The 6143-nt window shown below is 43.2% G+C and carries 7 protein-coding genes; 2 read left to right on the top strand and 5 right to left on the bottom strand.

The genetic code is table 11. The features are described 5' to 3' along the window. Window positions 1-83: 83 nt before the first annotated feature. From WS42_RS00955 to WS42_RS00940, 4 genes are all read right to left on the bottom strand, one after another. Window positions 84-677 carry a rhomboid family intramembrane serine protease gene (locus WS42_RS00955; RefSeq protein ID WP_046450644.1) on the bottom strand — a complete coding sequence of 198 codons (594 nt, stop codon included), beginning with the start codon at window positions 675-677 and terminating at the stop codon, window positions 84-86. A 9-nt stretch (window positions 678-686) separates the two neighbouring features. Then, the gene (speB, locus tag WS42_RS00950) at window positions 687-1547 is read right to left on the bottom strand and encodes an agmatinase (RefSeq protein WP_013612741.1); all 861 of its coding nucleotides are present in this window, start codon (window positions 1545-1547) and stop codon (window positions 687-689) included. Window positions 1548-1626: 79 nt separating this feature from the next. After that, a complete protein-coding gene (locus WS42_RS00945; protein WP_046402559.1) occupies window positions 1627-2505 on the bottom strand; it encodes a DUF3078 domain-containing protein in 879 nt (292 codons plus the stop codon). 76 nt (window positions 2506-2581) lie between these two features. Continuing rightward, entirely contained in the window at window positions 2582-3883 is a 1302-nt protein-coding gene (locus tag WS42_RS00940) for an amidohydrolase (protein ID WP_013612739.1), read from the bottom strand. 92 nt (window positions 3884-3975) lie between these two features. On the opposite strand from WS42_RS00940, the gene WS42_RS00935 reads away from it, so the two are divergent. Then, window positions 3976-4518 carry a DUF3575 domain-containing protein gene (locus WS42_RS00935; protein ID WP_013612738.1) on the top strand — a complete coding sequence of 181 codons (543 nt, stop codon included), beginning with the start codon at window positions 3976-3978 and terminating at the stop codon, window positions 4516-4518. Beyond that, window positions 4515-5597, top strand: a complete 1083-nt coding sequence (locus WS42_RS00930; RefSeq protein ID WP_013612737.1) for an OmpA family protein — start codon at window positions 4515-4517, stop codon at window positions 5595-5597. Before WS42_RS00935 ends, WS42_RS00930 begins: the two co-directional genes overlap by 4 nt. 17 nt (window positions 5598-5614) lie before the next feature. Here the strand turns inward: WS42_RS00930 and WS42_RS00925 are convergent, their stop codons facing one another. Beyond that, window positions 5615-6085 carry a lipocalin family protein gene (locus WS42_RS00925; protein WP_013612736.1) on the bottom strand — a complete coding sequence of 157 codons (471 nt, stop codon included), beginning with the start codon at window positions 6083-6085 and terminating at the stop codon, window positions 5615-5617. Window positions 6086-6143 lie beyond the last annotated feature (58 nt).

Raw genomic sequence — 6143 nt, 5'->3', positions numbered from 1 at the left:
TAAAAATGACATATGAAGTGATTATACTGGGGCATCTTCATATGCCATTGTATTTTATAGGGACATTTACTGAATATTCCTACTTAAAAATGGTTCAGGAAAGCTTGAAAAAGCCTTGGTTCCAGAACTATAGGGAATAGGAAACCATAGATCGCCCCGTAAAAATGGGCATTATGATTGATGTTGTCACTTCCCTGGCGGGCCATATATTGGCAGTAAGCTAAATAAAGAAGGCCGAACAGAATACCTGGAATGGGAATTGCGGCAAAAAGCAGAATTTTGTCCCACGGATTCAGGAATATGGCTGTGAATAAAACGGCAGAAACCGCACCGGAAGCTCCGATAGAAGTGTACCATGCCGCATTACGGTAACGGATCACATCGGAGGCAGAAGCTACAACCATCCCTCCGAAGTAGAGTAATAAAAAAGCCCCTTCTCCGAATCCCAGATAACGGAATGTATCTTCGATATACTTGCCGAATGACCAGAAAGTAAACATATTCACGAATAAATGTACCCAGTCTGCATGAACAAAACCATGCGAAATGATACGGTACCATTCCTTTGCATGTACAATCCGATAGGGTTTGAGCGAAAGTTTATCGAACAATAGTCTGTTGTTGAAACAAATAAAAGAGACCACAACGGTTATTCCGGTAATGAGATAGGTGAGCATTGATCGGGGTTATTGCTTGAAACGTATACTCAGGATCTGATAAATCAATTTTGAGGCCAGGAAATCCGGGGCTTTATTGATATCGTTCGGACAAAGTTCGACAACATCGAGACCGACGATATTATGGCGTTCGTTGATTAGTTTGAGCAAAGTCAACACTGTCCGGTAGGTCAGTCCGTCGGGTTCGGGGGTACCTGTCGACGGCATATAAGCGGGGTCGAATACGTCCAGGTCGATTGTGACATACACATTATCGTGGAGTTTTTGAGACACCTCGTACATCCAGGTAGAATCGTCCGATTCTTTAATTTCATGGGCATAAAAAATACGGTCCGGATCGATATTGTGCTTTTCTTCGATGGCGCTGCTACGAATACCTACCTGAACGACACTTGGGGTAATTTCTTTGCCCCGGGCCATAACACAGGCATGATTGTAAGGCGAACCTTCGTATTCGTCCCGCATATCCGAATGAGCATCCAGTTGCAGGATAGAAAATGTATCATAGTATTTGGCTATAGCCTTGAAAGCACCGATACTGACCGAGTGTTCCCCACCCAATAACACCGGGAACTTTTTATCTTTCAAGATAGCTTCCACGCGCTGTTCGACTTCCTGAGCCATAGCTTGGGGAGAAGAATCGGCCGTAACGGGTTCTAAAGTGGCGATACCGTGTTTATATACTTCCGAATCGGTTTCGATATCGTAAAATTCCATGTTGGGCGAAGCTTCGAGTATGGCACGTGGTCCCTTGTCTGCTCCTTTCAGCCAAGTACTTGTACCATCGTAAGGCACAGGAAGAATAGCTATTTCCGCCGTTTCGTAATCGGTGTATTGTTCTTCAAAGTCTCCGTAAAGTAATTTATCCATACCTAAATAGTTTATACTACAAATCTAGATTTATTTTGTGGGAAATAAGCGCTATACATGTGAAATATATTTAAAATAGTCAGAACGTTACCTGAAATCCTACACCCAGACTTTCTTTAAATTGTAAGCGTGGCCCTTTACTTCCATCTTTTTGAACGATTTTAGTATCGTTGTCATAGATCAGGTTTGTGGAAATATTGGCCGAAAACCATTTATTCACGGTCATATTTAATTGTACATCCCAACGGACATCCACGTTTTGCGGATCTTCCAGATAATTCGAGAAAAGATCGACTCGTGAATAGATCGTCATATTTTTCAGAAATTCGTATTTTACTTCTACCTTTAAGTTACCACCCATTTCTGAAAAAAGATGCTCGCCGGGATCGACACCGAATGAACCTTCGTCGGAAAGAATTTTACTACTGACAAAAGTTCCCCGCCAGGAAATGGCCGAAAAGGTAGCTGTTATCCAATTCTTTGGATTCCAGGTCAAACCTAGACCGGTAGTCAGGTATCCCGGAGACATAAAACGTGAAATATAAGTCCGGGGTTCTGTTTTATAATCATACCCTTTCGCAAATTGCGTGTTGAAGTTCAACAGAGCACTCAAATAAAGGCTTTTAGTCATTCCGTAGCCATAGGTCGACGAAAAATAAAGTTTGTCATTCGTTTTTTTCGTTCCGCTTGTTTCCGTTTGATTCAAGCCATAAGCCATTTCGATCCGGTTTTGCCACAAATGTTTATTCTTTTTATAATCGGCACTATAATTGAGTAATACATCGAAGCCGACCGCATTCTCGCCTCCTGAGGCCCAATTGCTTAAGCTAACCTGAGATAAATTTAATCCTCCGTTACCTCCGTATGTCCAGCTTGAATCCCGGCTAATGTGACCGGCAGCTGCTGCTGTCCAATTGAATAAAAAGGTAAATGCGCTGATAAATATTAAATTTTTCATAGTTCTGGTTTTTGATTTTTAAACTACAAAATTATACTTTATCAACAATAATTTACAAATTATTTTTGAAAATCGCTTACATTTTTCGGATTTGACCGGAGAGTTGTTTGATTGCCTCCAACGTATTTTCTTTGTCTACATGGCATACGATCCGGTTGCGCATGATCCAGTCCCCATTTACCATAGAAGAGCGTACATTTTTACTGTTCATGGCATAGACAATGGCTGAGTATTCATCATAAACAGGAAGCATATTGGAAGCATCTGCATGTATCAATATCAGGTCCGCTCTTTTTCCTATTTCGATCGAACCGGTTATTGTGTCGAGTCCCAAGGCTTTTGCTCCGTTGATGGTAGCCATCCGGAGGGCTGTCTGGGCTTTTACAGCCTCCGGGTTGTAATGGACGACTTTAGCGAGCAATGCGGCAAAACGCATTTCCTCTACTAAATCGAGGGTGTTGTTGCTCGCCGTTCCGTCTGTTCCTAAAGCGACAGTAATTCCTGCTTTCAGGTAAGTGTCTATATCTGCAACGCCACTGGCTAATTTTAGATTGCTTTTGGGACAATGGCCGATCGAAGTCCCGGTTCGGGCCAGGAGTTCGATCTCTTTCGGATTGAGCCATACGCAATGGGCTGCAATCACGTTCCGGTCGAGAAGCCCGATCGAATGGAGGTACTCGGCAGGTGGCATGCCTGTTCGGGCTGTGATGTCTTCGACTTCTTGCCGGGTTTCTGCGACATGAATCTGAAGAAGAGTACCGTACCGGTCTGCCAGTTGTTTGGATTGTTGGAGAGTGGCTTGGGAACAGGTATATGGGGCATGTACACAAACGGAAGGGTGAATGATAGAGTCTCCTTGCCATTTTCGGATCAAAGCTTCACATCGGGCAAGACCTTCGTCTACCGTTTGAAAGCTCGCTGTTGCAAAGTCGATCATCGATTCTCCCATAACTCCCCGGATACCGGCATTTTTAGCCTCCTCGGCTATGATATCTTCGAAAAAATACATGTCGTTGAAACAGGTCGTACCCGATTTGATCATTTCGATAAAAGCCAGCCGGGTAGCGATTCTGACATTTTCAGGAGTCACCAACCGGGCTTCTGCCGGAAAGATGTGTCCGGTAAGCCATTCATGCAGCGGAAGATCATCTGCAAAGCCCCTTAGCATAGTCATAGGAAGATGAGTATGTGTATTGATCAGCCCAGGTAATAAGAACATCCCTTCTGCGTCTGTGATTTCCGCATCGGTATCTTCTAAAGATTGAGTCGTGATGGCACTGATTTTTCCATTTTCGATCAGGATATTTCCGTTAGGGAGAATATCTAACCTTTCATTCATCGTGATAATACGGGCGTTCCGGATGATCTTTTTATTCATAGCTTTTGTTTTTACAAAAATAAGTAAAACTTTAGGATAGCGGTATTCGTTAATATCAAAAACGTCAGAAATAGGTAAAAGTTATAGAACGAATGAAACGAATAGGATTTATTTTACTTTTGTTTACATCGAGTGTCGGTTTTGCACAGAAATATGCCGTGAAAACAAATCTGGCCTATTGGGCGACTACGACTTTGAATATCGGTGGAGAAATCGCTTTAGCTCCGCGAATGACATTAGATATGACGGCAAATTATAATCCCTTTCATTTCCGTGGGAATAAGAAGATTATGCATTGGGCGGTTCAGCCGGAATGGCGTTATTGGACTTGTCGCCGGTTTATGGGGCATTTTATCGGAGTACATGCACATGGAGGAAAATATAACGGTGGTTTAAAAAAATACCGTTATGACGGATGGGGTGTCGGTGGTGGTTTTTCTTATGGTTACCAATGGATCATCGGTAAACACTGGAACTTGGAAACAGAACTTGGAATCGGGTATGCTTACTTGAAGTACGATAAATATTTACGTAACCGATGCGGACGATTTATAGACACCGGACATCGCAACTATTGGGGACCGACAAAATTAAGTATTAGTTTCATGTATCTTTTTAAAAGCAGGCAGAAATGAAAAAAACGATCGGAATATTATTGGGATGCTTATGCATATTGTTGCTGGAGAGCGGTGTGAAACGGATTGAGAAGAAACCGGCTTTGACTATTACTCCTTCCCGCTTGCAACTATTTGTCGATCAACATACAGATCCATATACGATAAAAATAGTTTATACATTGAATATACCTCATGGGTTTATCCCTTCCTGTGCCCGTATGGTTTATCAACCTTATTTTCTGTCTGCCGGGCATCGCTATGATTTGACTCCTTTGGTCGTTAGCGGAAAAAACAATCTTCGGCAAGAAAAGCGGTTAACTGCCTTGACGGATAAACAACCGGATTATCCCGAAGCTCTTCGGCTTATATCGGAAGGAGAAGGAATGCAGGTCCGTTTGTCGGAAACAGTGCCTTTCGAATTATGGATGGCACAAGCTAAATTGAGGGCTGATGTGACGTTAGAGGCTTGTGACCGGGAGAAACATATTGAAGTTTTAACCCTGGCCGATGGAGTGATCTGGTTGCCTATGGGGCCGGGACCGGTTCGGGTGAAGTACGCAAAAGAAAGAGTGATGGTACAAAAAGTATCGGAATTCGAATTTTTCTTTCCTTCAGGACAATATATCTTCAACCGGGAATATGACGGCAACGCTTCGAGCATGAAACGAATGATGAAGTTGGTCGATTCATTTCGATCGGATTCAACGATGCGCCTGGAAAAACTAGTCATTGCCGGAAGTTCGTCTCCTATAGGTACGGCGACTTTCAATGCCTCGTTAGCCGAACAACGGGCCGAACAAATGAAACAGCGTTTAGTCGAACGGAAACAGATGGAGGCCCAAGAGATCGAGCTCGAATATATCGGTGAAAATTGGGCCGGATTGCGGCAATTGGTCGAACAGTCGAAATTGCCTGATAAAGCTGCCGTCTTGCGTATTCTCGACACTACAAAGGATGCTGCCCAACGCAAAGCTTCATTAAAGCAGCTCCCGCAATATGAATATTTGCGCATAAACTTATATCCCGATTTACAGGAAGTGAGGTGTATCTTCTATTATACTCAAAAAGAAGAGATCACGAAAGTGATCCCTGAATAATGAGAAGAGTTCGGCAGTTATGATTCGGGCTGTTGGGGAAAAATCAGACGGGAAGTGTCGTATCCTCGTTGCCGGGCCTTTTCCAGAATTTGGTTTAGGGTATTTTGGTCGAGATGAGGAGTACGGCTTAAAATCCACAGGTATTTGTCTGTGGAACTGCCGATCAGCGACCATTGGTAGTCCGGGTCCAACTCGAGAATGTTGTAATCGCTGTAAAACGACAGGAAGAAAGCGACCTGCAATTGACCGGGCTGACCGTTATGGGAAGGCCGTGCTTTCCCGATACTACATTTTTCTTTACCGTCGACAGCATCTTGATGACCACAATTCAGAACTTTGATTTTCCCATCCGGGCGTTTTGAATATTCTGCTGTGACATAATGCAGACCCCGTTCGAAACGATGATCGTAGCGGGCGATTTCATACCATTTACCAAGATAACGTTGTAAATTGAACTCTTTTACAGTGCTTTTGTCTATTGTTTTCATAGCCTTTTTCTCAGGTTTACGTAGAACAGGAAGGATGAGTTCTAACAAAACTCAGGAC

Origin of the sequence: Odoribacter sp. N54.MGS-14, assembly GCF_000980295.1 — a bacterium.
Classification (GTDB): domain Bacteria; phylum Bacteroidota; class Bacteroidia; order Bacteroidales; family Marinifilaceae; genus Odoribacter; species Odoribacter splanchnicus.
Note: the sequence above shows the minus strand (reverse complement) of the source record. Positions and strands in the feature narration are given on the sequence as shown.